This is a genomic window from Clostridium sulfidigenes, from assembly GCF_052067195.1.
GTDB classification, from domain to species: Bacteria; Bacillota; Clostridia; order Clostridiales; family Clostridiaceae; genus Clostridium_J; species Clostridium_J sulfidigenes.
Genome location: NZ_JBQHQR010000001.1, coordinates 231,346 through 255,667, shown reverse-complemented (window position 1 = coordinate 255,667; position 24,322 = coordinate 231,346). Strand labels below are relative to the sequence as shown.

The following is a 24,322-nucleotide window of genomic DNA, read 5'->3' as shown; positions in this document are numbered from 1 at the left end:
TCAAGTGTTATAGTAAAGAGTTCCTTTAAATTTCTTTCAAGGAACTCTTTACCATTTTTGACATAGTTATAGAATTATAAACATTATTCATTAATATTTATAATATCTTTTCCTTTAATAAAATAATCCACTCCAGATCCAATAGTTATAACAGCTGCTAGGTATATGGCAACCTGGGTTGTAATGTTAAGCCACTCTGGATTATATACTAGAGATAATAGTCCCATTATGATAGCTATCATCTGAATTACAGTCTTCAGCTTTCCCCAATTACTTGCAGCTATTACCACGCCTTGTGAAGCAGCTAATGTCCTTAATCCTGATACTATAAATTCCCTAGCAATTATTACAACTACTACCCAAGCTGCAACAATTCCTTTTTCAACTAAAAGTATTAGAGCACAGGTAACTAAAAGCTTGTCTGCTAGAGGATCCATGAATTTTCCAAAGTTAGTTATCTGATTTCTGCTTCTAGCTATATATCCATCTAATTTATCTGTTGCTGAAGCTATAATAAATATTGATAAAGCAATAATATTAGTTGTGGTGGTATCAATCATTGCACATATTAAGAATATCGGAACTAACATTATTCTTAGCACTGTAAGCTTATTTGCAAGATTCATCATTAACATCTCCTACTCCTGAAATTTAACAATCTTATAATCTGTTTACCTAATTAAAATTTACTTCTTATTGTAAATAGCAGAAACAAATTTTTTATAATAGTAATTATAAATTATTTTATCATATACAAACATTATACAATAAAATCTAAAAATTATTTAGTTTATTAATACTAATTTTACTTTATATCCTTATCTATATTATTAATTAATATTTTTTTATTATAAATATATAAATCTAAAAATTATTTAAGGATTTCTCCTATTAAATCATACTCTAGTGCATCTTTTATTCTTACCTTAACAAAATCACCTATACTTAATTTATTAGATTTTACATAAACTTCTCCGTCAATTTCTGGAGCCATTTCATAACTTCTTCCACAATATGTTCCTTTTTCTTTACTTTCAATCAATACATCATAGGTTCTACCTATTTTATTTTCATTTATTTCTGTTGATATACTTTGCTGAGCCATCATTATAGAGTGAAGTCTTTCTTCTTTAATATTTTCTTCTATTTGACCTTCCATTTCTGCAGCCACAGTACCTTCCTCTTGAGAGTAAGTAAATACTCCTAGCTTATCAAATTTAGTTTCTTTGACAAAATTTAATAATTCTAAGAAGTTCTCTTCTGTTTCTCCTGGAAATCCTACTATAAGAGTAGTTCTTATAGTTATATTAGGAACTGCATCTCTAAGCTTTTTAATATTTTCAGTGATTATTTTCTTTCTTCCTTTTCTTCTCATAGACTTTAAAACATCATCGCTGATATGTTGTATAGGAATATCTATATACTTACACACCTTATCATTGATAGCTATTTCATTTATAACTTCATCAGTTAGCTCTTCTGCATAACAATAAAGAAGTCTTATCCATTTTATACTTTTAATTTTACCTAGCTCTTTTAAAAGAATATGTAAAGTTTTTTCTCCATATATATCTACCCCATAATTAGTAGTATCTTGCGCTACTATAATTAACTCCTTATATCCATTTAAAGCTAACTCTTTAGCTTCTTTAAGGATATCTTCCATATCCCTACTTCTGTATCTTCCTCTTATTTTCGGAATTGCACAGTAGGCACAAATATTGTTACACCCTTCAGATATTCTTATATAAGCAGTACTTCCTCCTGTTGTAACCTGTCTCTTACCAATGTTTATATTGGTATCACTATAAGTTGTAATACAGCTCTTTTCTCCAGTTTTCATAGATTTTTCAATACATTCATGCAATTTATCATAATCATTTACACCTAAAATTATATCTAGTTCCGGCATAAGTTCTAAAAGCTCACTACCATATCTCTGAGTTAAGCACCCAGTAGCTATGAGCACCTTGCATTTATCTTTCTTATATTTTGCCATTTCTAATATGGTATCAATAGATTCTTGCTTTGAAGTTTCTATAAATCCACAGGTGTTAACTAGCAATATGTCTGCCTGCCTTTCATCTGTCACCGCTTCATATCTACTCTTCAAACTACTTATTATAATTTCTGCATCTATTCTATTCTTGTCACAACCTAAATTTATTACTCCAAATTTTAATTTTTCCACCTTTATCCTCCTAAGTGATCTCTATATTATTTAAAACCTCTTCTTTTGTGTTGTAATGAAAGTTTCATTAAGAAGTTATTGTCTCATGGTATCATCTCTTCCAAAAACCTGTCTTGGCTTGCTTCCATTACGACCAGAGATAATCCCTTCAGCTTCCATTTCATCTATAATTCTAGCCGCTCTATTATACCCTATTTTTAGCCTTCTCTGCAACAAGGATGTTGAAGCTTGCCCTTCTTCTAATACAATTTTAATAGCTTCATCTATTAACTCATCACAATCTTCTCCACCTTTAGATTTGGAAACACTATTTTCTATTTCATCCATGATTTCTTTTTTATACTCTAATTCCTTTAATCCATTACGAATAAATTCTACTACAGTCTCTACTTCTTCCTCAGACACAAAGGCTCCTTGAATTCTAAGTGGCTTCGATTCACCTACAGGATAATATAGCATATCCCCTTTACCTAAAAGCTTCTCTGCTCCTGAAGAGTCTAGTATAGTTCTTGAGTCTATTTGACTTGAAACAGCGAAGGATATCCTAGATGGTATATTAGCTTTAATTACCCCTGTAATTACATCTACAGATGGTCTTTGTGTTGCTATTACTAAATGCATTCCTGCGGCCCTAGCCATTTGAGCAAGTCTACCTATATATTCCTCAACATCATTTGGACATACCATCATTAAGTCTGCTAACTCATCGATTATGATTACAATCCATGGAAGTTTTTCTTCTATTATCCCCTTTTCTACAAAGTCGTTATATCCTTCAATATTTCTTACGTTATTATCTGCAAAGAGTTTATATCTTCTAGTCATTTCATTAACTGCCCAATTTAATGCTCCTGCAGCTTTTTTAGGTTCTGTAACTACTGGAATTAATAGGTGTGGTATTCCATTGTATATATTAAGTTCTACCACTTTAGGGTCTATTAACAGCAATTTAACCTCTTGAGGTGTATATTTATATAATAAACTTATTAAAAGAGTATTAATACATACACTTTTTCCTGACCCTGTAGCTCCTGCAATCAAAAGGTGAGGCATCTTAGATAAATCTCCCACTACACAATTACCTGCAATATCCTTTCCAAGGGCAAAGGCTAAATTTTTCTTAGCAAGTGTAAACTCTTCACTTTCTATTACCTCTCTTAAAAATACTGCCGATAAATCTTTATTAGGTACTTCTATACCTACTGCTGCCTTTCCTGGGATTGGAGCCTCTATCCTAACTCCTGAGGCTGCTAAGTTTAGAGCTATATCATCTGATAGATTAACTATCTTGCTAACCTTAACTCCTACATGAGGTTGTAATTCAAACCTAGTTACAGATGGACCTTTTGTAACCTGTATTACCTTAGCTTCAACTCCAAAACTTTCTAAGGTTTCTTGAAGTTTATTAGCACTATTAAGGAGGTCTTTTTTATCACTATTTTTACCTATACTACTTAAATTTTTATGAAGGAGTTCTGGTGCAGGATGTTCATAAGCATATATTTTGTTTCCATCACCAAAGGAAATGTCAATATCTATATCCTCTATACTATTTCTATTTTCCTTTGACTTATTAGGTTGTTCTATACTTGTTTCTGTTTTTCCTTCAAATCTATTCTCTTGTTCATCCATCTTCATAAAATCTATAATTTTAATCTTCGACTCTTCACTGCTTCCATTGCCTCTAGTATTCCCATCTGCTGATACATATTCCATAGCTTCATCAATTGCAATATTTGTTTGCTTCAAATCCCTTGACTTTTTTTTACTTTCTACTTTTTCAAATGTAAATAACTCTTTTATAGTAATATTATTAATTAACACTAAAGATATTATATATAAAGCAAATAAAACTATATAGCTACCTACCTTTCCTAAAAGTGAACTTATAGGAACAGTAATTACTAAAGATATAATACCTCCATGAAGTACAGACTTAGATTTAAATTGATTTATAATAGCACTTGCCATGTTTCCTTTTACGTAGTAAGCAGGTAATACTATAAGCTCAACAAAAATCATGGTAGTAACTATAAACATTAAAACTCCAAGGGATTTTTTTGTTACCTTTAAATATTTATCTATTTTTATGTAACTTACTCCCATGTATATAAGCACAAAGGGTAAAGCATAGGCACCAATTCCAAGAAGTCCTATAAAAATTCTATTAATAAATACTCCCATAGAACCTGCCAAAGATGTTGGGTCTGAAAACAAAACTGATAGTAAAGCTAAAAATATTAAAACTCCTATGGTTATCAGTATAATTCCATTAAAATCAAAAAGTTTATCCTTTTTTGCTTTATTAGCTTTTGAACTATTATTTTTAACAGTATTCTTTTTACTACCATTTTTCCTTTTTAAAGGTTCTTTTCCTTTAGTCATAGTATCTCCTCCAAAACTCTTCCTAAGATTCATGAAAATAATTTCCATTTATCCATCTCAATATATTGTACATTGAAATCCACCTATATTTCAAATTTTTTTACAAATAAAAAGTTGCCAACATGATTTTGCTGACAACTCAATGATGAATTGTTAAATTTTATCTATTTCTTCACTAATATTTTCTTCTGAACTTATTTCTAGTTGATTTTTTTCACCTTCACTTATTAACTCTTCTAATTTATCTAAGGCTTCTCTAATTCCACCTACTTCATCAATAAGACCACATTCTACGGCTTGATCCCCTATCAATATAGTTCCTATATCATTTAGTAATTCATCTGTTTGACTCATAAGCCTTCTAAAATCGTCTGAATCAATTTTTGAAGTTCTAACTACAAACTCAACTATTCGCTCCTGCATCTTTCTAAAATATTCAAAGGTTTGAGGCACACCTATAACAAATCCATTCATTCTTACAGGGTGCACTATCATTGTAGCTGAAGGAGTTATAAAGGAATAATCTGATGCTGTAGCTAATGGAACTCCTATAGAGTGTCCTCCACCTATGACTATGGATACTGTAGGCTTACTAAGACTAGTTATCATTTCTGCAATGGCTAAGCCTGCTTCTACATCCCCTCCTGCAGTATTCAATACTATGAGTATACCTTTTACATTACTATCTCTCTCAATAGCTATTAACTGGGGAATAATTAACTCATATTTAGTAGACTTAGTTTGATTACCAGAAATATTATGACCTTCAACCTGACCTATTATAGGTATAACTTGAATCCTGTCATCAGCCTTTGCTACAGACATGACCCCTACTTCTTTTAAGTTTGCAACTTCCTTACTTACCCCTTTAGAGTTATCATCTTCATTTTGCTCATCATCATTTTCTTCATTTATTATAACTTTACTTTTATTATTTTTTTTGTGTTTAGTATCTTTATCTTCCTTATGTTTTTTATTTTCCGCTTCATTAATCATGGAAAAACACCTCCTAATGTTTCTTATTCTGTGCATTAAGAGGTGTTTATATACTATCCTAATTTAAATTCATTATGAAGTAAATTTATAGCATCTTTAACTTTATTACTTTCTACAAGACACCAAATAGTTGTATGTGAATCAGCAGTTTGAAGAATATCTATATTGCCTTCTTCTAAAGCCTTTAGAATTCTAGACATAACTCCAGGTATTCCTCTCATCTTTGAACCTATTATAGATATTTTGCTACAATTTTCTGTATACTGATAATCAATTTCATAATTAGCTGCTATATTTTTAAACTTATCTAAATCTACTTCACTTATAGTAAATATTTTATCATTTATAAATACACTTATCAAATCAATACTTATTTCATTTTCAGCTAAAATATGAAATATATTATTGCAGTGCTCCTTTGAGCCTCCATTAATTCTTATTTGAACTCTATTACTCATATGAGTAATTCCAGTGATAATTCTTTCAATGTCCTCCCCATAAGAAGAAATAGTAGTCCCTTCACAATCACTAAGAGTATTTTTAATTACTAATGGAATATTATATTTTCTAGATATTTCAACAGCTCTAGGATGTATTACTTTAGCTCCTTGATCAGCAAATTGGAATACTTCATCATAGCTTATACTCTCAATTAATGAAGCCTTAGAAACTATTCTTGGATCTGCTGTCATTATACCATCAACATCTGTATATATTTGAACTTCCTTTGCCTTTAGTGCTGCTCCTAAAATTGCCCCTGTAACGTCACTTCCACCTCTTCCTATGGTAGTGATGCTACCCTCTTCACTTATACCTTGAAAACCTGCTACTACAGGTACTTTTCCCTGCTCTAATACCTTTAGTACATTTTTCGGATTAACATCTAAAATAGATGCATTATTAAAATTATTATCAGTCCTTATACCAGCTTCTCCACCCATAAGTGGAACTGCCTCTACACCTTCTCTTAATAAATCATTACACATTACCACTGTACTTAAAGTTTCACCACAGGACAAAAGTAAGTCTAAGGCCCTTGGATTATTTATCTTAAATTCTTCACTAACTAAAGATAATAATGTATCTGTTGCATAAGGAGATCCTTTTCTCCCCATAGCTGATACTACTACTACAGGTTTATATCCATCCTTTATAGCTTTTTTTATCTTTTTTGTAACTAATATTCTATTATTTTCACTAGATACTGATGTACCACCAAATTTCTGAACAACTATATCCATACTTACCTCCATATTATATATGGGATTTTCTTAGTGTTTCCCCATCAACATCGATGATTATAGTTTTAGAGCCTATCTTCTTTACATAATCCCATGAAACTTCCAGCATCTCATTATTTCTAAAAAACATCTTACTAGACTTTCCATCTCCAAGTAATAGTAGCTTTAGCTCACCATTTTCATTTATAACTATATCATTATTGCCCAGGACACTATACTTATCTCCATCATTAATGTTTATTATTTCATATCGTTCCATTTCACTTAAATATCTATATTTTTCTTCCATCACATATCACCTCATACATAATTATATAAATTACTATGATTAATATGTTTTCTATTATATATTTATGAGTAAATTAACGAAACTTAATACAATTATAATATAATTTATGAAATTATACACTAGTATGTTCTTATGTTTTATAATAAAAAAAATAAAAAGGTATTTTACCTTTTTATTTTAACTTCTATTTACTCTTCTGTTTTAGACTCTTCACTATCTTTTAATGCATCTTTTCTTGAAAGATTTACTCTTCCTTGAGAATCGATTTCTGTTACTTTTACAAGTATTTCATCACCTATAGCTACTACATCTTCCACTTTATTTACTCTTTCGTTAGCTAATTTAGATATGTGTACTAAACCTTCTTTACCTGGAAGTACCTCTACAAAAGCACCAAAAGCCATAATCTTAGTAACTTTACCTAAGTATATTTCTCCAACTTCTACTTCTTTAGTGATTTCCTTTATAATTCTTAATGCTTCATTAGCACTTTCACTATCAGTAGACATTATAACTATCTTACCATCATCATTAGTATCAATTTTAACACCTGTATCTGCTATTATTTTCTTAATAGTTTTTCCACCAGGTCCTATTATATCTCTAATTTTGTCTGGTTTTATATTTATAGTGTACATTCTTGGAGCATATTGAGATAGCTCTGCTCTTGGCTCAGCTATACATTCATTTATCTTATCTAAGATATATAATCTAGCTGTTCTAGCATCTTCTATAGCTGTTCTTATACAATACTTAGATAATCCTTTTATTTTTGTATCAACTTGAATTGAAGTTATTCCTTTTTCTGTACCAGCAACTTTAAAGTCCATGTCTCCAAAGAAGTCTTCAATTCCTTGAATATCTGTAATTACAGCCTCTTCACTTAAATCTTCACTAGTTATAAGTCCCATGGCAATTCCTGCTGCTGGTCTCTTTATTGGAACTCCAGCATCAAGTAATGCTAATGTACTTCCACATACACTGGCTTGAGATGTAGATCCGTTAGAGCTTAAAACTTCTGAAACAAGTCTTATAGCATATGGGAATTCCTCTATAGAAGGAATTAGTGGTTCTAAGGCTCTTTCAGCTAAAGCACCGTGTCCTATTTCTCTTCTTCCTGGTCCTCTAAGTGGTCTTACTTCTCCAACACTGTATGCTGGGAAATTGTAGTGATGCATATATCTCTTGAAGTCTTCTTCTCCAATACCATCTATGATTTGAACATCACCTAAAGCTCCCAATGTAGCTACAGTCATTACTTGAGTTAATCCTCTTGTAAATAATCCTGTACCATGAGTTCTTGGAAGGAGTCCAGTTTCACAAGATATAGATCTAATTTGATTAAATTCTCTTCCATCTGGTCTTCTCTTATCTCTAAGTAACATGTTTCTTACAATTTCCTTTTGAATATTGTAAACAACTTCTCCTATGTCACTTCCGCCCTCTGGATACTTCTCAGAAAATTCTTCATTTATTTTAGCTTTAATTTCACTTACTTTAAGATTTCTTTCATCTTTATCAGTGATATACATAGCTTCTTTTAACATATCAAAAGCAAAGTTTCTTACTTCACCTTGGATTTCTTCATTTACTTTGTATAGTACTGGCTCAGGTTTAACCTTTCCAAATTTAGCTCTAGCCTCTTCCTGGAACGCTATAATAGATTGACACTGATTAAATCCAAAGTCTATAGCTTCAATCATAGTTTCTTCTGGGATTTCATCTCCACCAGCTTCTATCATCATAACTCTGTCTTTAGTAGCACATACAGTTAATTGCATTGAGCTTAATTCTCTTTCTTTAGATGTAGGGTTAACTACAAACTTTCCATCGATTAATCCAATTGATACTGTAGCTACTGCATCAGTAAATGGTATACTTGATAAAAGTAATGCTATTGAAGCTGCATTCATAGCTAATATTTCTGGAGAATTATCTTGGTCTACAGATAATACCGTACAAACCACTTGAACATCATTTCTATATCCTTTTGGGAATAGAGGTCTTATAGGTCTATCTATAGCTCTACAATTTAGTATAGCTTTTTCTGATGGTCTTCCCTCTCTCTTTAAAAATCCCCCTGGAATTTTACCTACTGCATATAGTCTTTCTTCATATTCTACACTTAGTGGGAAAAAATCTATTCCTTGTCTTGGTTCTTCAGACGCATTTACATTTACAAGGATTACAGTCTCTCCATAACTAATAAACATAGCACAATCAGATAACTTTCCAATTTTACCAATTTCTATCTTCATTTCTCTTCCTGCTACAGAAGTACTTAACGTATTTGTCATTTAATCTCCTCCTTTCGGTTATTAAAAAAATATATATATAGATATATACTTATTATTATCTTTTTTTTGCTATTTAATTAAAATAATAGAGCGGCTTTGCCGCTCTTAATTATTTTCTAATTCCTAATTTAGCAATTATAGCACGGTATCTTTCGATATCTTGCTTCTTTAAGTAGCTTAAAAGTCCTTTTCTTTGTCCAACCATCATTAAAAGACCTCTTCTTGAGTGGTGGTCTTTTTTGTGAACTTTTAAATGCTCAGTTAATTCTTTAATTCTTTCTGTTAATAATGCTATTTGTACTTCTGGAGAACCTGTATCTCCTTCTGTTCTTGCAAATTGTTGCATTATTTCTTGTTTTCTTGCCTTTTCCATATTGTATGCACCTCCAATAGTTAAATCGCCATATGCCATGTACCCCGTTGGCATTCAGAATACATAGCATAAGGTTCATATGAAATTATATCAAACTAAATTTATTTTGTAAATAGAAAAACTAATTAAAAATTTGTAAAAATTAGTTATTTAGGAATTTTATCTATATATATAGAATAATTCTTGCCATTTACATAATTTTTATCCTTGGATAGTTGATTCTTCAGTTCATCAATGGATCCGAATCTTTTTTCTTCTCTTATTTTCTCTATAAAATATAGTTTAATTTCTTCTCCATATATATTTTTATCAAAATTTAAAATATTAGTTTCAATACTTAATTTACTACCTTCTAGGGTAGGATTGTATCCAATATTAGTTATGGCTTTATAAAAGCAGTTTTTATACTCTACAATAGTTCCATAAACTCCACCCTTAGGTACTACGAATTTTTTATCATAATTTAAGTTTACAGTAGGGAATCCCATAGTTCTACCTATCTGCTTACCCTTAATTATATTTCCACTTAACATAAATGGTCTACCAAGAAACTTATTAGCTCTTTCTATATTTCCTTCTTGAAGATTATGTCTAATGGCAGAGCTACTTACCACTTCTCCATCTGAAGTTATGGGCTCTACTACAAAAAGTTCATAGTCTAATATTTCACTATATTTTTTAAGAATCTCTACATCACCTAAATTTTTATATCCAAAACGATAATTAAAGCCAACTACTATACCTTTAGCATTATAATGCTTCTTTAAACTATTAATAAATTGTTCTGGTGAAATTGACATGAACTCCTTATTAAACTCCATAAAATTCAATATATTCACTTGAAGTTTTTCAAATAAAATAGCTTTCTCTTCATTGCTCATTATTAATTTTGGACAAATCTCTTTATTAACAACAGACAAAGGATGATTTTTAAAGGTACATACCATGACCTCTACATCTTCTATCTTTTTAGTTAATTTAATCTTCTCTGCTAATTCCTTAGCACTATTAATTAATTCTCTATGACCACTATGTATACCATCAAAACTTCCCAGAACAATTATACTAGGAGTTTCAATGACTTCATTAAAATTATCTTGTATAATTTTCATAAATATATCCCCTAAAGAAAAAGTTTTATTAATTTAAATCCTGAATCGCTTTCTGCTCCAATTCCTATAAGCTTATTTGAATTGTTATATACTGCATATTTGCAAAACTTTTCAATTCTATTTAAAAGAGTTCTATCATTTATGGTTACACCATTTAATATTAATCTTTCAAACTTTTCATTAACTACAAGTTTAGGAAACTTACTAAATACTTCATCTAAGGAAATAATATAATTATTTATATTATCCTCTGTTAAATCTTTTAGTTCCACACTCCTATCTATAGTAAAAGGACCAGTAGCTGTTCTCTCTAGCTCCCACATCATAGCTCCACAACCAAGTTCTTCTCCTATATCATAGCATAAACTTCTTATGTAAGTTCCTTTAGAACATCTAACTTTTATGTGGATTATAGGGCTATCTATGGATAATATATCAATACTATGGATAGTAACTGTCCTTGGCTCTCTATAGACTTCTTTTCCTTCTCTAGCTAACTCATAAAGTTTTTTCCCATTTTGTTTAAGAGCAGAATACATAGGTGGAACCTGGGCAATAGTTCCTACAAATTTATTTATAGCCTTAGTAATTTCTTCTTCTGTAGAATCTACCTTACTCTCACGAAGTACTTTTCCTTCTCTATCGTAAGTATCTGTGACAACTCCCAATTTAACCTTTGCTATATATTCTTTCTCACCTTCCATGATAAAGTCTATGGCCTTTGTTGCTCTTCCTATACATACTGGAAGCACACCACAAGCTTCTGGATCTAAGGTACCCCCATGTCCAACTTTCTTCTCTTTAGCTAGCTTTTTTATTTTTCTCACTACGTCAAAGGAACTAATGCCAAGAGGTTTATTTATATTTAAAACTCCAAAGGGTTTATTATTTTCTATCATAAGATATCAACTCTTCTTCTAATATTTTGTATATTTTATCCTTTACTTCACTGATGGAACCTTCACAAAAAAGACCAGAAGCTCTTTTATGACCTCCACCATTAAAATTTTCCGCTACTTTACTAACGTCAACTATTTCTTTAGACCTTAAGCTTACTTTTATTCCACCCTTACTTTCTTTAAATAAAGCTACTACCTCTACTCCACTTATCATAGTTCCAAAGTGAATAACCTCGGAAGAATCCATGGATTCTAAGCCTACTTCATTAAGCATAGCATCATTAATCTCCATAAATACAACTTTATTATTTAGATGTAATGTCAAAGTATCGATGACTTTTCCAAAGAACTTAACTTTATTAAATTCTTTATTTTCAAAGACTTGTCTTTGAATTTTATTAAAGTTAACTCCAGTTTTAATAATTTCACCAGCTATCTCATGAGTTCTGCTTGTAGTATTAGAATGCTTAAAGGAACTTGTATCTGTTAAAATAGAAGTATAAATTGATTTACCTATATTCTTTGTAATATCTACTTTTAACTGATTTAATAGGTCATAAATTATTTCTCCAACTGCTGAAGAATTTATATCCACATAATTAAAATCACCATACTTTTCATTACTTAGATGGTGATCTATATTTACAAGCTTATATTGCCTATTCTCCGCATCTAAATTAGCATTTATTCTCTTGAAATCTCCACAATCTAGTACAATTATTAAATCTGTACCATCCTTTACCTGTTGAAGTAAACCTGTGATTTCCTCACTACAAGGCAAATACTCAAAAGTATCTGGAACTTTCTCCTTAGAAAGTATATATGCTTCTTTATTAAGTGCCCTCAGCCCTTGAAGTAGGGCTGTGGCACTTCCTAGAGAATCACCATCTGGTGATTGATGAAAAGTAATTCCTATGGAATTACTTTTCTCTATGATATCTACTATATTCCTAGTTATCATTAGAATCATTCTCCTTTATCTTTCTAAATAAAGACTCTAAATGATTAGCTTTATCTAAAGTTGTATCTAACTCTATGATAACTTCTGGAACATGTCTTAACTTAACATTTTTTCCTATCTCTTTTCTTATAAAACCTGTTGAGCTTTTAAGAATTTTAAGAGCATCTGTCTTTTGATCCTCTGTACCAAATATACTAACAAATACTTTAGCATAGCTTAAGTCTCTTGTTACTTCTACATCTGTTACACTTACCATTGCTGTAAGTCTAGGATCCTTTATTTTGTTTTGAATAGTGTTGCTAACATCTTTTTTTATCTCTTCATTGATTCTGCCGCCTCTATAGTTAGCCATGGAGATCACTCCTTCCTATTACAATTGTTTTGGTTTAATTTCTTCCATGATATAGCCTTCTATAATGTCTCCTTCTTTTATATCATTGAATTTCTCAATGCTAAGTCCACATTCGTATCCAGCTGCTGCCTCTTTAACGTCATCTTTAAATCTCTTTAAAGATGCAAGAGTGGATTCTGTAATTACTATACCATCTCTTAGTACTCTAACTTTACAGTTTCTTGTTATCTTTCCATTAAGAACATAACATCCTGCTATAGTTCCAACATTAGAAATTTTATATACCTGTCTTGCTTCACAACGTCCAGTAATAACTTCTTTGTATTCAGGTTCAAGCATACCAATCATTGCTGATTTAATATCATCCAATGCATCATAGATAATTCTATAAGTTTTAATTTCTACGTTATCTCTTTCTGCAACTGTAATAGCATTATTGTCTGGTCTTACGTTGAAACCAATAATAATAGCATTGGAAGCATAAGCTAGAGATACGTCTGTTTCAGTTATAGCTCCAACTGCTCCGTGGATAACTCTAACTTTTACGTTATCTGTAGAAAGCTTTTCTATGGATTGCTTAACAGCTTCTGCTGAACCTTGAACGTCAGCCTTAACTATTACGCTTAATTCTTTAACCTTACCTTCTTGGATTTGGTTATATAGATTTTCCATAGACACTCTATTAGAGGTTTGGAAATGATCTTGTCTAATCTTTTCTTTTCTTGACTCTGCCATTATTCTAGCTGTCTTTTCATCTCTAACAACAGTAAATCTATCTCCTGCTGCTGGAACTTCTGAAAGTCCTAATATTTCTACTGGCATAGAAGGGCCAGCTGCTTTTGTAGTTTTACCTTTATCATCAATCATTGCTCTGATTCTACCATAAGTAGTTCCAACTATTATAGAATCTCCTGATTTTAAAGTTCCATTTTGAACTAGTATACTAGCTACAGGTCCTCTACCTTTATCTAATTTAGCTTCTATAACTGTTCCTTTAGCTCTTCTGTTAGCATCAGCTTTTAATTCTAACATTTCAGCATTTATTGTAATCATTTCAAGAAGATTATCTAAGCCTTCCTTAGTGTGAGCAGATACTGGTACACATATAGTATCTCCACCCCAATCTTCAGATACTAATCCATATTCTGTTAACTCTTGCTTAACCCTATCTGGATTTGCACTTTCTTTATCCATTTTATTTATAGCTATAATCATAGGTACTTCTGCAGCTTTACAGTGATTTATAGCTTCAACAGTTTGTGGCATAATTCCATCATCTGCTGCTACTACTAATATAACTATATCTGTAACTTGAGCTCCTCTAGCTCTCATAGAAGTAAAAGCTTCGTGACCTGGAGTATCAAGGAAGGTAATTCTCTCACCATTTACATCTACAGTATAAGCACCTATGTGTTGAGTAATTCCACCAGCTTCTGTTGCTGTAACTTTAGATTTCTTTATTGCATCTAGTAATGATGTCTTACCGTGGTCAACGTGACCCATTACTGTAACTATTGGTGGTCTTTTAGTTTCTTTTGCTTCTGATGCTTCGTCTTCTATCTCATCAATCTCATCCTCTTGTTCTTTAGCAATGTCACCAACATTTTGCTCTTTTAATACTGCAATAGATCCAAAGCTATCTACAAGCTTTTCAGCTGTGTTAAAGTCAATCTCTTGGTTTACACTTGCCATAACTCCTTGGAATATTAAAGCTCTTATAACTTCTACCACTGGTTTTTTTAGCTTATCAGCTAAGTCTTTTACAACGATAGTTTGTTCCATTTCGATTACTTCATCTGGAGTTTCATCAACTTTTTCTTCGTTTCTCTTATTTCCGCCTTTTCTCATTTTGCTATTTTTTCTTTGCTGCTTACTTATATCTTCATTGATTTTTGATTCATATTCTTCAATGATTTCTTTCTTTTCAGCTGCTTCTTTTTTCTGTTCTTCATATAGCTCTTTTATAAGATCAGCATCCTCTTCATCGATGACACTCATGTGATTCTTAGCTTCTACACCGAACTCTTCCATTAATACACTTATAAGTTCCTTGTTTGTAACTTCTAATTCTTTAGCTAACTCATATATTCTTATTTTCGACAAAACTTTCACCCCCGAATTTACATTCCGTAATTCTCTTTCCATAACTTTATTAAATTTTCACAAATTTTTTCATCTCTTACTGCTAACACATTGATTTCTTCTCTACCTATGGCCATACCCAATTCATTTTTAGGTATATTTCCTATTACAGGCACTCTTCTGTCATCACAGTATTTTTCAAATTTTTTCTTAGTGTTTTCTGAACACTCTAAGGATAAAATACATAGATGGATTTTATTTCTTTTTATCTCTTCTTCACATCCATTATATCCTTCTACTAAGTTTCTAGATTTTTTTGCAATCCCTAGAAAACTTAAAAATTTATTCTGCATTAACTATCTCTTCCTTTAGTTTATCATATATTTCATCATTTATCTTAGTTTCTAGATTTCTTTCTAGTCTTTTAGTCTTTACGGCTTTTTCTAAACATTGAATATTTCTGCAGATATAGGCTCCACGACCAGGTTTTTTACCATGTAAATCTATAGATATCTCATTTTCCTTATTTTTAACAACTCTTATAAGTTCCTTCTTAGGTTTCATTTCCATGCATCCTGTGCACATTCTTTGAGGTATCTTTTTTACCTTCATAAAATATCACCTACCTTTAAAGGTTACTTTCTTCGTTTTGTAAGCTTTCAGCTTGACTCTTACTCTTAATATCTATTTTCCATCCAGTAAGTCTTGCTGCTAATCTAACATTTTGACCTTCCTTACCTATGGCTAATGATAATTGATTATCATCTACTACAACCTTAGCACTCTTTCCATCCTCATCTACATCAACTGATAGAACTTTAGCTGGACTTAGCGCATGAGCAATATACTCTTCTGGTAACTTACTCCACTTTATTATATCAATCTTTTCATTTCTAAGTTCATTTACTATGTTTTGAACTCTAATTCCTTTAGGTCCAACACAAGCTCCCATAGGATCTACTTCTTCATCATTAGACCATACAGCTATTTTAGTTCTTGAACCTGCTTCTCTAGCTATACTTTTTATTTCTACAATTCCACTGTATATTTCCGGAACTTCTAACTCAAATAATCTTTTTACAAGGCCTGGGTGTGTTCTTGAAACTACAATTTGTGGTCCCTTAGAACTTTTCTTTACTTCTACTATATATAGCTTTAATTTCTCATTAAATATATAAGATTCTCCTGGCATTTGCTCATTTGGGCCTAATACAGCTTCTAGTTTACCTAGATCTATAAATACATTTCCTCTATCTTTTCTTAGAACTATACCTGTTATTATGTCAAATTCCTTAGTTATAAATTCATTATATATAAGAGTTCTTTCAGCTTCCTTAATTCTTTGAATAACAACTTGCTTCGCAGCTTGAGCGGCAACTCTTCCAAAATCTCTTGGAGTAACTTCAATTTCCGCAATATCTTCTAAGTTATATTTGGCACTGATTTCTCTAGCATCCTCTAAGGATATTTCTATTACATCATCATATACTTCTTCTACAACTTCTTTTAATGAGTATACATGAGTTTCTCCTGTATCTCTATTAACCCATACTCTTACGTTTTGTTCCTTGGCATGAGACTTTGCAAAATTTTTCTTATATGCTGCTACTAAAGCATCCTCTATAGTAGTAAAAAGCATTTCCTCACTAATTCCTTTTTCAACAACTAGTTGTTTTACAGCATCTATAAATTCTTCCTTAAATCCGGTGCTCATTATATTTATATCCTCCTTATAAAGTTGGGTTTAACGCAACTAAAGAAACCTTTGACATTGGTATTGCAACTTCATTGTCATTGATTTCTAACATTAAGTTTTCGCTATCAATCCCCTTCAATATCCCTTCATATTTTTTCTTTCCTTCAAATAATGCTGAAAGTTTTACAGCTACATCATGATTTATATACTTATTAAAATGTTCTTTTGTATATAAGGTTCTAAATATACCTGGAGATGATACTTCTAAATTATATTCTTCTGTTATAGGATCTTCTTTATCTAGCATTTCTCCAACAGCCTTACTTACTTCTACACAGTTATCCAAAGCAACGCCTTTTTCATTATCTATAAAAACTCTTAAAATATTTTGTCCGCCTTCACGTACATATTCTAAGTGATAAAGTTCAAATCCGAGTTTTTCTACTATATTAGTAATTTTACTATGGAGTTTTTCCACAACACCGCTACTGTTCATAATACATTTCCTCCTTTTTATTATATTTACTTTAAATCTTTAGTAATAAACTTAATATTTTTTATTGCTACACAACTTCCATCTTTTTATGAAGTTGAAAGTATTTGGTCAAATAGTCATGGGATAATATTTACATTACCACAGTACCCTTTAAGGTATGAGTTCAACTAGCTTTAGTGAGATGTAAAACCTTAGTTCAAACTAAGGTTCACTTTATAATTAAAACGCAACTTGGGGTTGCGTTTTAATAAATAGAGAGTAGGCATAAATCCTACTCTCCCTCAAAGATTATCATAATAACTAGCTCATTAAGTACAATTATATCATAGCTATTTTCAATATGCAATGGTTTTAGCTCCTTTGAGGTATTTATGCCGATGACTACCATCTCTAATACTCCCATTTTATTTAAAATTGGAGTAAAGAGCTACTACGTCCCTGGATAACGATTTCTAAGCTTCAAAGAAGCTAAGAACTCTGTTAATGAAATGGCACCTAACTTAAATTATTTAAATAAACAGTTGTTAAAAAAGACTTAATTGATTTGTTTCTGGTAAATCCCCTATGGCTCCGTGATTTGCCAAAGCTTCTACTACCGTCTTTGTAGCTTTACTTCTTATACGAAGATCTTCTTTAGATATAAATTCTCCATGATTTCTAGCTTCTGCTATAGCCTTTGCTGCATTTTCCCCTACTCCAGTAAGTCCACTTAAAGGAATTCTTATATTATCTCCTTCTATTGTAAATTTTACTGCCTCTGATTTATATACATCTACGGGTAGAAATTTTATACCTCTTTTGTACATTTCATAACAAAGTTCTAAGGTGGTAAGAAGACCTTTTTCTTTCGTACCTATATTGTTCCCCAAAGCATTTAATTCATCCATAGTATCTTTCATTGCTTCTTCACCCTTTATAACTAAATCACCATCAAAATCATCTGCTCTAACAGTAAAATAAGTTGCATAATAAGCCTTTGGGTGATGAACCTTAAAATAAGCTATTCTCATAGCCATCATTACATAGGCAACAGCATGACCTTTAGGAAACATGTATTTAATTTTTTTACAGGACTCTATATACCAATCTGGAACATTATGTTCTCTCATTATGGCTTCAAACTCTTCTGATACACCCTTTCCTTTCCTAACCTTCTCCATGATGGTAAACGCAGTCTTGGGCGGAAGTCCTTTATATATAAGATAAACCATAATATCATCTCTGGTAGATATACAATCTTTAAGGGTAGTATATCCTTCTTTTATATAATATTGAGCATTATTAAGCCATACGTCAGTACCATGAGAAAGACCAGAAATTCTAACTAGGTCAGAAAATGTTTGTGGTTTTGTATCTAATAGCATCTGTCTAACAAATTTAGTTCCAAACTCTGGAACACCATAACATCCAACTTCACAACCCAGTTCTTCGGGAGTTATGCCAAGAGCTTCTGTCCCTGTGAAAAGACTCAAAACCTTTGGGTCTGATAAAGGTACACTTTGAGGACTTATTCCAGTTAAATCTTGAAGCATCCTAAGCATAGTAGGATCGTCATGGCCTAGTATATCAAGTTTTAAAAGTCTACCACTAATAGAGTGATAATCGAAGTGAGTTGTTATTATATCTGATTTTGGATCATCTGCAGGATGTTGTATTGGGCAAAAATTAAATATTTCATTGTCACTAGGTACAACCATAATTCCTCCTGGGTGTTGCCCTGAAGTTCTCTTTACCCCAGTACATCCAATAGTTAATCTTTCTATTTCTGCATTAGTAGTATTTATATCTCTTTCATCTAAATACTTTTTAACATATCCATAGGCAGTCTTATCTGCAATAGTTCCTATGGTTCCTGCTTTAAAGGTATGACCTTTTCCAAAAAGAACTTCTGTATATCTATGAATATCACCTTGGTTATCTCCTGAGAAATTTAAGTCTATATCTGGTTCCTTATCTCCCTCAAAGCCTAAGAAAGTTTCAAAAGGAATATCGTGACCATCTTTTATATAAGGAGTTCCACATTTTTCGCAGTTTTTATCTGGTAAGTCAACTCCCGAACCTATGGATCCATCTAAAATGAATTCACTATTTTTACAATTAGGACATACATAATGGGGTGGAAGCCCATTAACCTCTGTTATATCTGACATGGTAGCTACAAAGGAAGATCCAACAGATCCCCTAGATCCAACTAGATATCCATCACTGATAGACTTTGCCACTAATTTTTGTGCTATAAGATAAAGCACCGCATATCCGTTATTTATAATAGAGTTTAATTCCTTATCAAGTCTTTTCTGAATAACTTCTGGAAGATTATCTCCATATATGGATTTTACTTTATTTAAAGTCATGTTTCTAATGTCATCCTCTGCACCCTCTATTTTAGGAGCATAGGTTTCATCTGGAATTGGTTTAACCTCTCCAACTAAGCTTTGTATATACTCAGGGTTTTCCACCACAATTTCCATGGCCTTTTCTTCACCTAAATATGAAAACTCTCTTAACATTTCTGTAGTGGTTTTGAAATATAGTGGAGGTTGATTATCAGCATCATCAAACCCTTTTCCAGCCATTAAAATTCTTCTAAAAACTTCATCTCGTGGTTCTAAAAAGTGTACATCACCTGTGGCAACTACTTTTTTATTATAGAAATCTCCTAGTTCGCATACCCTTCTATTGAGATCCCTAAGTCCTTCTTCGTCTTTAACCATGTTCTTCTTTATTAAAAATTCATTATTCCCAATGGGCTGTACTTCTAAATAATCATAAAATTCTACTATATGTTCCATGTCCTCTAGGGACCTTCCTGCTAGAACCCCCTTAAATATCTCTCCAGCCTCACAGGCAGAACCAATAATAAGTCCCTCTCTATATTCTTCTATTAGACTCTTAGGAAGCCTTGGTCGTCTTTGATAATAGTCTAAGTTAGAAAAGGAGATTAGCTTATATAGATTTTTTAATCCACTCTGGTTTTTGGCTAAAATTATTACATGGTATGTAGGAGCTTTTTTTACATCAAAGGATTTTAAATATTCCTTATTAACTCCATCTAAATTATTAAAACCCTTCTCTCTTAACATATCAAAGGATTTTAAAAGAATATCTCCAGTAGCCTTAGCATCATCCACAGCTCTATGATGGTTTTCTAAGGATATCTTTAAGTGTTCACATATTACATTAAGCTTATGCTTTTTAAGTTGTGGAAATAAAAATCTAGCTAAAGGTAATGTATCTATAATTCCATTTTTAAATTGCAACCCAAGATTCCTGCACTTAGACTTAATAAATCCCGTATCAAACTCCGCATTGTGAGCTACTACTACAGAACTCCCTACAAAGTCTAAAAACCTAGGAAGAACATCTTCTATGGTTTTACAGCCCTTCACCATATCATTACTTATACCTGTAAGCTCTGTTATTTTATATGGAATCCTCATCTCTGGATTTATAAGTTCATTAAAGCTATCAATAACATGTCCATTCTCTATTTTAACAGCTCCTATTTCTATAATGCGATCTTGGTGACTTGAAAATCCTGTAGTTTCAATATCAAATACTACAAAGGAACTATTAAAATCTATTCCTCTACACCCGGTAGCTATACCTACTCCATCATTAACTAAATATCCCTCTATTCCATATATAATTTTTATATTATGCTTCTTCCCTGCATCCATTGCCTCTGGAAAGGCTTGAGCTACTCCATGATCTGTTATAGCAATTGCCTTATGTCCCCATTTAGCAGCTTTAGCAATAAGCTTTGAAGGTGTAACCACTGCATCCATGGAGCTCATGGTAGTATGAGCATGAAGCTCTATCCTCTTGAATTCACAACCATCCATTCTTTCACTAGGTTTCAACTTTACAATAGACTTTGCATTAAGCACTAAATCTTTAGAAAATCTATCAATTTCTACTTCCCCATAAACCTTGCAACATACTCCTGGTTTTAACTCTTCTAGCAGCTTTTCTACTTCTTCATTACTTCTTGGATATATTTTTATAGTTATAGAGCTAGTGTAGTCTGTAATATATAAAGAAGGATATATTTTTCCACTTTTAGCTTCAAATATATTCACCTTAAATACATCTCCAGCCACAGCTACTCTCCCAGAACCCATATTTAATTCACACATTTCTGTGGTTTCTTCATTTATATTTCTATTACCATATACCACATTGTCATCTAAAGGCTCTTTGCTCTTTCTATAATTCTCCTTCCAAGGACTAGCTTTTTTATCTCCCTTAGTTTCTTTAGGCTTTTCTTTAGCTTTATCACTAGATCTACTAGAAATCTTAGGACTATTTGCTATAATATCACTTACTATTCTCTTTTCTTCAATTTGCTTTTCTAGAATATAATCTTCTTCAATAGCTGATTCATCATAGTATATTTTTACTTCTACTTTAATGTTGAACATATTATAAATTTCACTTTGTATTAACCTATCTATATTCTTATGACAGAGCATCTTAGATATAAATTCATTGGATATACCTATATTAATTCTGTCATTTTCTAGCTTTTTAACTGCTTTTAGTAAACTAGTCTTAGCAGAAGGAAAAGATGAGGCAAGAGAGTTAATGACATCTATCCAATACTCCCCCACCACATCTTCTAAAGCAACATGTTCTACATCTCTATACCACAAGATATCTATAGTACCTAAATCACAAAGTTTATCCTTAATAAGATTACATATATTCTCCTTCATAGGATCATCTAAGGGACTCTTATGTTTTAATACTACCTTAATCATCTCGCTTTGTTTTAGATATTGAACTTTATTTATGATGATATCTTCATAAATAGGCAATCTACTATCATATCCTAGTAGTTCTGACAATGTCATTTAGATTCCTCCTATCTATAAACTTTCAATCTCCTTAATCAATTCATCCAGTAAATCTTCTTCTTTTACTTTTCTTACAATCTCACCTTTTCTAAAGATAAGACCTTCTCCATTACCACCAGCTATTCCTACATCTGCTTCTCTAGCTTCTCCTGGCCCATTAACTACGCATCCCATAATAGCTACCTTTATATTTTTATTTATGTGGCTTAATCTTTTTTCTGCTTCTTCTGCTATGCTAATAAGATCTATTTGAGTTCTTCCGCAGGTTGGGCAAGATACAAATTTTATTCCATCCTCTAACATTCCAAGAGATTTTAATATTTCTCTTCCCACTTTAACTTCTTCAACCACATCTCCCGTAAGGGAAATTCTTAAGGTATCTCCTATGCCCTCTGCTAAAAGTGCTCCTACACCTACGCTGGACTTAACAGTGCCTCTCCATGTGGTACCTGCCTCTGTAACTCCAATGTGCAACGGATAATTAACCTTACTAGAAACTATATTATAAGCCTCTATCATTTGAACTACGTCAGAAGATTTTATAGATATGATTATATCTTCAAAATTTACTGCTTCTAGAATTTTCACATGATTAAGAGCACTTTCTGCTAAAGCCTCACTACACACTCTACCGTATTTATTTAAAACTTCTTTTTCTAGAGATCCAGAGTTAACCCCAATCCTTATTGGTATATTTCTTTCTTTTGCAGCTTTCGCCACCATCTCAACTCTACTTATGTCACCAATATTTCCTGGATTAATTCTAAGTTTAGAAACTCCATTTTCTATAGACTTTAATGCTAATCTATAATCAAAGTGTATATCTGCAACTAAAGGAATGTGAATTTGTTTTACGATTTCCTTTATAGCTTCTGCAGCCTCCATATCGGGAACTGCACATCTTACTATATCACAACCACTTTCTTCAAGTCTTAAAATTTGCTCTACTGTGGAGGATACATCTCTTGTATCTGTATTAGTCATGGATTGTACTGTAATTCTAGAATCTCCTCCAATGTATATATCTCCAACTTTAACTTTTCTTGTTTCTTTTCTCTTCATAATTTCCTCCTAAAACTGAATAGGATTTATAATATCTTTTAGCAATACCAAAACCATAAGAGACATCAATGCTAAAAATCCATAGTAATTAATTGTTGCAACCTTTTCTTTATTTACTTCCTTACCAGTTATGATCTGGAATAGTAATAGGAATATCCATCCACCATCTAAGGCAGGGAAGGGAATTACATTAAATATTGCTAGTTGAACACTGAATAAAGCCATAATATTTAATAGGGTAAGAATTCCTTGCTGAGCAGCTCTTCCTGAAATTTTCATAATGCTTATAGGACCTCCTACATCATCAGCAGAAACATTGCCTTTAAACAGTTGACCAAAAAAACCAAAGGTCTGTCTTATGGTGCTTCCCGTTTGATTAAGTCCATATTTTATAGATTCAATAAAGTTAGGATTTACAACCTTAGAATATATTCCAACTTGATATCTTTCTTCTCCTTCATTATAGGATGGTACTAAATCAAATTTTATTTTTTGTCCAGCTCTCTCTATTTCCATATTAACAGGCTTTCCCTCTCCTGTAAAAATCTCAGTAAGAAATTCTTCCCAGGTAGTAACCATCTTACCATTAACTTCTGTAATCTTATCTCCAACTTGTATTCCAACTTCCATTGCTGGTGAATTTTCTACTACTTTATCTACAACGTTAGTAGAATGACCCTTAATTCCTCCTACTAAGCTAAAGAATAGTATAGCTATTATAAAATTCATTATAGGACCTGCTGCTACTATAGTTAGCTTTTGAAGGGATGTCTTATTAGAAAAGGCTCTATCATCAACTACAGTTACATCATCCTCTTCTCCATACATTCTTACGTAGCCACCAATTGGAAGTGCTTTTATAAGGTACTCTGTCTCCTTACCTTTAATAGAAAATAATTTTGGTCCCATCCCTAAGGAAAATTCAAGGACCTTTACACCATTAACTCTAGCCATTATAAAATGTCCAAATTCATGACCTATAATTAATACACTAAATGCAAGTAAAGCCATTAAAAAATACGGTATATTAC

General features: G+C 31.8%; 21 protein-coding genes. All 21 read right to left on the bottom strand.

Translation table 11 applies throughout. The annotated features are described in order from the left end of the window. Nucleotides 1-83 precede the first annotated feature (83 nt). The 21 genes from pgsA to rseP all read right to left on the bottom strand — a co-directional run bounded on the left by pgsA (nt 84) and on the right by rseP (nt 24,302). The gene (pgsA, locus tag ACTNBA_RS01285) at nt 84-626 is read right to left on the bottom strand and encodes a CDP-diacylglycerol--glycerol-3-phosphate 3-phosphatidyltransferase (RefSeq protein ID WP_441072148.1); all 543 of its coding nucleotides are present in this window, start codon (nt 624-626) and stop codon (nt 84-86) included. 245 nt (nt 627-871) lie between these two features. Next, complete coding sequence (rimO, locus tag ACTNBA_RS01280; protein WP_441071912.1) at nt 872-2,191, bottom strand: 30S ribosomal protein S12 methylthiotransferase RimO; 1,320 nt, start codon at nt 2,189-2,191, stop codon at nt 872-874. Nucleotides 2,192-2,266: 75 nt separating this feature from the next. Continuing rightward, nucleotides 2,267-4,576, bottom strand: coding sequence for an FtsK/SpoIIIE family DNA translocase (locus ACTNBA_RS01275; protein WP_441071910.1), 2,310 nt, complete (start codon nt 4,574-4,576; stop codon nt 2,267-2,269). 153 nt (nt 4,577-4,729) lie between these two features. After that, nucleotides 4,730-5,572 (bottom strand): ClpP family protease, encoded by an 843-nt coding sequence (locus tag ACTNBA_RS01270; protein WP_084178140.1) that lies wholly within the window; start codon nt 5,570-5,572, stop codon nt 4,730-4,732. A gap of 53 nt (nt 5,573-5,625) precedes the next feature. Then, a complete protein-coding gene (gene dapG / locus ACTNBA_RS01265) occupies nt 5,626-6,813 on the bottom strand; it encodes an aspartate kinase (RefSeq protein ID WP_441071908.1) in 1,188 nt (395 codons plus the stop codon). A gap of 13 nt (nt 6,814-6,826) precedes the next feature. After that, on the bottom strand, nt 6,827-7,102 hold the full coding sequence (locus ACTNBA_RS01260) for a YlmC/YmxH family sporulation protein (RefSeq protein WP_035132817.1): 276 nt from the start codon (nt 7,100-7,102) through the stop codon (nt 6,827-6,829). A 188-nt stretch (nt 7,103-7,290) separates the two neighbouring features. Next, entirely contained in the window at nt 7,291-9,399 is a 2,109-nt protein-coding gene (locus ACTNBA_RS01255; RefSeq protein ID WP_035132816.1) for a polyribonucleotide nucleotidyltransferase, read from the bottom strand. 109 nt (nt 9,400-9,508) lie between these two features. After that, a complete protein-coding gene (gene rpsO, locus ACTNBA_RS01250; protein WP_035132815.1) occupies nt 9,509-9,772 on the bottom strand; it encodes a 30S ribosomal protein S15 in 264 nt (87 codons plus the stop codon). Between the two features lie 146 nt (nt 9,773-9,918). After that, the gene (locus tag ACTNBA_RS01245) at nt 9,919-10,884 is read right to left on the bottom strand and encodes a bifunctional riboflavin kinase/FAD synthetase (protein ID WP_441071905.1); all 966 of its coding nucleotides are present in this window, start codon (nt 10,882-10,884) and stop codon (nt 9,919-9,921) included. Nucleotides 10,885-10,895: 11 nt separating this feature from the next. Further along, a complete protein-coding gene (truB, locus tag ACTNBA_RS01240) occupies nt 10,896-11,783 on the bottom strand; it encodes a tRNA pseudouridine(55) synthase TruB (RefSeq protein ID WP_441071903.1) in 888 nt (295 codons plus the stop codon). Continuing rightward, nucleotides 11,770-12,744, bottom strand: coding sequence for a DHH family phosphoesterase (locus tag ACTNBA_RS01235; RefSeq protein WP_441071901.1), 975 nt, complete (start codon nt 12,742-12,744; stop codon nt 11,770-11,772). Before ACTNBA_RS01235 ends, truB begins: the two co-directional genes overlap by 14 nt. After that, nucleotides 12,734-13,096, bottom strand: coding sequence for a 30S ribosome-binding factor RbfA (gene rbfA / locus ACTNBA_RS01230; RefSeq protein ID WP_035132809.1), 363 nt, complete (start codon nt 13,094-13,096; stop codon nt 12,734-12,736). Before rbfA ends, ACTNBA_RS01235 begins: the two co-directional genes overlap by 11 nt. Nucleotides 13,097-13,114: 18 nt before the next feature. Then, nucleotides 13,115-15,199 (bottom strand): translation initiation factor IF-2, encoded by a 2,085-nt coding sequence (gene infB / locus ACTNBA_RS01225; protein ID WP_441071899.1) that lies wholly within the window; start codon nt 15,197-15,199, stop codon nt 13,115-13,117. 17 nt (nt 15,200-15,216) lie between these two features. After that, complete coding sequence (locus tag ACTNBA_RS01220; RefSeq protein ID WP_035132804.1) at nt 15,217-15,531, bottom strand: ribosomal L7Ae/L30e/S12e/Gadd45 family protein; 315 nt, start codon at nt 15,529-15,531, stop codon at nt 15,217-15,219. After that, complete coding sequence (rnpM, locus tag ACTNBA_RS01215; RefSeq protein ID WP_035132803.1) at nt 15,521-15,790, bottom strand: RNase P modulator RnpM; 270 nt, start codon at nt 15,788-15,790, stop codon at nt 15,521-15,523. Before rnpM ends, ACTNBA_RS01220 begins: the two co-directional genes overlap by 11 nt. 16 nt (nt 15,791-15,806) lie before the next feature. Further along, nucleotides 15,807-16,892 (bottom strand): transcription termination factor NusA, encoded by a 1,086-nt coding sequence (gene nusA / locus ACTNBA_RS01210; RefSeq protein WP_035132801.1) that lies wholly within the window; start codon nt 16,890-16,892, stop codon nt 15,807-15,809. Nucleotides 16,893-16,908: 16 nt separating this feature from the next. Further along, the gene (rimP, locus tag ACTNBA_RS01205; RefSeq protein WP_441071896.1) at nt 16,909-17,370 is read right to left on the bottom strand and encodes a ribosome maturation factor RimP; all 462 of its coding nucleotides are present in this window, start codon (nt 17,368-17,370) and stop codon (nt 16,909-16,911) included. 271 nt (nt 17,371-17,641) lie between these two features. Next, nucleotides 17,642-17,773: a hypothetical protein gene (locus ACTNBA_RS01200; RefSeq protein WP_441071894.1), complete on the bottom strand. Its 132-nt coding sequence runs from the start codon at nt 17,771-17,773 to the stop codon at nt 17,642-17,644. A 121-nt stretch (nt 17,774-17,894) separates the two neighbouring features. Continuing rightward, the gene (locus ACTNBA_RS01195) at nt 17,895-22,226 is read right to left on the bottom strand and encodes a PolC-type DNA polymerase III (protein ID WP_441071892.1); all 4,332 of its coding nucleotides are present in this window, start codon (nt 22,224-22,226) and stop codon (nt 17,895-17,897) included. 15 nt (nt 22,227-22,241) lie between these two features. Next, nucleotides 22,242-23,291, bottom strand: coding sequence for a flavodoxin-dependent (E)-4-hydroxy-3-methylbut-2-enyl-diphosphate synthase (gene ispG / locus ACTNBA_RS01190; protein WP_441071890.1), 1,050 nt, complete (start codon nt 23,289-23,291; stop codon nt 22,242-22,244). A 9-nt stretch (nt 23,292-23,300) separates the two neighbouring features. Continuing rightward, complete coding sequence (rseP, locus tag ACTNBA_RS01185; RefSeq protein ID WP_441072146.1) at nt 23,301-24,302, bottom strand: RIP metalloprotease RseP; 1,002 nt, start codon at nt 24,300-24,302, stop codon at nt 23,301-23,303. Nucleotides 24,303-24,322: the final 20 nt, after the last annotated feature.

Bases quoted from the DNA above. Each gene is read 5' to 3' on its own strand.
- ACTNBA_RS01260 (WP_035132817.1), bottom strand. From the start codon at position 7,102: ATGGAAGAAAAATATAGATATTTAAGTGAAATGGAACGATATGAAATA.
- dapG (WP_441071908.1), bottom strand. From the start codon at position 6,813: ATGGATATAGTTGTTCAGAAATTTGGTGGTACATCAGTATCTAGTGAA.
- ACTNBA_RS01245 (WP_441071905.1), bottom strand. From the start codon at position 10,884: ATGAAAATTATACAAGATAATTTTAATGAAGTCATTGAAACTCCTAGT.
- ispG (WP_441071890.1), bottom strand. From the start codon at position 23,291: ATGAAGAGAAAAGAAACAAGAAAAGTTAAAGTTGGAGATATATACATT.
- pgsA (WP_441072148.1), bottom strand. From the start codon at position 626: ATGAATCTTGCAAATAAGCTTACAGTGCTAAGAATAATGTTAGTTCCG.
- ACTNBA_RS01235 (WP_441071901.1), bottom strand. From the start codon at position 12,744: ATGATAACTAGGAATATAGTAGATATCATAGAGAAAAGTAATTCCATA.
- rpsO (WP_035132815.1), bottom strand. From the start codon at position 9,772: ATGGAAAAGGCAAGAAAACAAGAAATAATGCAACAATTTGCAAGAACA.
- ACTNBA_RS01270 (WP_084178140.1), bottom strand. From the start codon at position 5,572: ATGATTAATGAAGCGGAAAATAAAAAACATAAGGAAGATAAAGATACT.
- ACTNBA_RS01220 (WP_035132804.1), bottom strand. From the start codon at position 15,531: ATGCAGAATAAATTTTTAAGTTTTCTAGGGATTGCAAAAAAATCTAGA.
- rimP (WP_441071896.1), bottom strand. From the start codon at position 17,370: ATGAACAGTAGCGGTGTTGTGGAAAAACTCCATAGTAAAATTACTAAT.
- ACTNBA_RS01200 (WP_441071894.1), bottom strand. From the start codon at position 17,773: ATGGGAGTATTAGAGATGGTAGTCATCGGCATAAATACCTCAAAGGAG.
- truB (WP_441071903.1), bottom strand. From the start codon at position 11,783: ATGATAGAAAATAATAAACCCTTTGGAGTTTTAAATATAAATAAACCT.
- nusA (WP_035132801.1), bottom strand. From the start codon at position 16,892: ATGAGCACCGGATTTAAGGAAGAATTTATAGATGCTGTAAAACAACTA.
- rseP (WP_441072146.1), bottom strand. From the start codon at position 24,302: ATGGCTTTACTTGCATTTAGTGTATTAATTATAGGTCATGAATTTGGA.
- rnpM (WP_035132803.1), bottom strand. From the start codon at position 15,790: ATGAAGGTAAAAAAGATACCTCAAAGAATGTGCACAGGATGCATGGAA.
- ACTNBA_RS01255 (WP_035132816.1), bottom strand. From the start codon at position 9,399: ATGACAAATACGTTAAGTACTTCTGTAGCAGGAAGAGAAATGAAGATA.
- ACTNBA_RS01275 (WP_441071910.1), bottom strand. From the start codon at position 4,576: ATGACTAAAGGAAAAGAACCTTTAAAAAGGAAAAATGGTAGTAAAAAG.
- rbfA (WP_035132809.1), bottom strand. From the start codon at position 13,096: ATGGCTAACTATAGAGGCGGCAGAATCAATGAAGAGATAAAAAAAGAT.
- ACTNBA_RS01195 (WP_441071892.1), bottom strand. From the start codon at position 22,226: ATGACATTGTCAGAACTACTAGGATATGATAGTAGATTGCCTATTTAT.